At 36.3% G+C, this 1,834-nt stretch carries 1 protein-coding gene; it reads right to left on the minus strand.

Annotation, left to right across the window (positions count from 1 at the left end; translation table 11 throughout):
• Window positions 1-158: 158 nt before the first annotated feature.
• A complete protein-coding gene (locus G574_RS0110545) occupies window positions 159-1,163 on the minus strand; it encodes a hypothetical protein (RefSeq protein WP_029692140.1) in 1,005 nt (334 codons plus the stop codon).
• Window positions 1,164-1,834: the final 671 nt, after the last annotated feature.

A 1,834-nucleotide genomic window follows, 5' to 3' on the forward strand; every position in this document is an offset into this window, starting at 1 on the left:
ACTATACTAGTCCATATTGCTTAATTTCAGGGATAACTATACTAGCCCATATTAACCGATTTCCTGGATAAATATATTGATTCACTCTTGAGAATTCTATGATTTACAATACCTGAAAGAAAAAGAAACAGGATCTAAAATGACCCTGTTTCTTTTTCTTACTCAAATAAACGATAGACATACGACTTACGGAATTCATCTTTACGATTATGTCCCAGGTATTCAGTAGCTTTTTGTTCAGCGAACTTATCCAGGACATAACCTGCATATTCCTTACGTAGAAATGTTTTTTCTTTGCGTGGTAATCTGTCTAGATCGCGTTCATAATGAAGATAGACACGTTTAGCATATTCTGCCCTACGTGAATGTTCATCTAGGTTCTTTGGAATTCGATGTGTTCCATATTTACCACTACATACGACACCTGTCCCCGCTGCTTTAAACATTGCCAAAATCTTTTCCAATTCTTCCTCAGATTTTGCCATAATGGGAGAAACTCTCGTACGTCCTCCTTTTGTACCTCTCGTGATATTCACGTAGTAAAGTCCATTCTTAGCTTTTTTAGCGATAAGATCCGTGCCACGTAATCGCTCCAGCTCACGCTTACGCAAACCCGTAGCACTTCCTAAGATGTCGAAAAAATCATTCTTTTCTTTACTGATTTTATGATCTACTTTAACCTCTAAACGTGAACGTGTTTTATTACGACGTTCACGTTTAGGAGTTTCGATAAAATACGTGGTAGAGACACCAAAAACTTTTCCAAGATTAGCTTTATATGTGGTTAACGTATCTGCCTTTCGGCCTCGAATCATTAAATCCATAATATAAAGATCAACGTATTTCAGAATGTCTTCTAAGCTATTTAAATCCGTCCCATCACTATGTTTGGCCACGAACTCAGAAAATCTACGCCACGTTGCTGAAACGTCCCGAAAAGCTTTCTCAGATGTAATATATTTGAAGATATCATCTTCTAGCTTACCTTGATGACGACTTTTACCTTTTCCGGCTACAAATTTGGCCGTGATAATCTCTTGTCCCATCTTTTGAACATGTTTCTTACGAGCGTCCTCGCTTATTAAAAGCTCGGACTTTTTCTCTTTTTTACGGGCTTTCGCCCTGGCGCGCTTTGCGCGCCTCTGTTCTGCTTTATTACTCATTAGCAAAACTCCTTTCTATTTTTTAATACCTTGATAAAGGCACTGGGTAGGCTATCCGTGACTACCTTACCGCTGACGAAATACTTGCCACGATGCAAGACCACTTGTTAACGATTTGGGTATATCGAAACGTTTATTGAGCGACGTTTTAAACGCTTTTTTGTTTGTCGCCAAACCAGGAATCCCTGACTCGACGTTCCTATTTTTTTCAATTTGATGGTGTAAGTGGATTGGCCGTCCTATATCCGTATCACGACTTCTGAGACGCTTTTGTTTTTATCTTAAACTTTCTGTACTACTATAAATTCTACTCATTATTTCCTCCTAAACTATTGATTAAATTTTCTTATAAATGTTTATTCTTTTGAATTAGATGCTTATTTCCAATAAATTAAAAATCTCTATTACACTGTTTATACAATGATTCTATTTCCTCCTGATGAGAATTTGTGAACTCTACTTTCTAAAAAATTTTAAATTTTAACATTGATTAACGTCCTGCGTGATTGATATATTTTAACACCCGTTTCCTCCTATTTATTTACGCTCTAGTCATTCAATATTTTATACTAATAGTCTGCCATATTTTTAAAATCAAAAAAAATCACGATTAAAAAAACCGTGACCTTCTCTGAGATAATCGCAAAATTCTAGGTTTGCGTGTTTAGCGC

It is taken from the genome of Streptococcus hyovaginalis DSM 12219 (assembly GCF_000420785.1).
Taxonomy (GTDB): domain Bacteria; phylum Bacillota; class Bacilli; order Lactobacillales; family Streptococcaceae; genus Streptococcus; species Streptococcus hyovaginalis.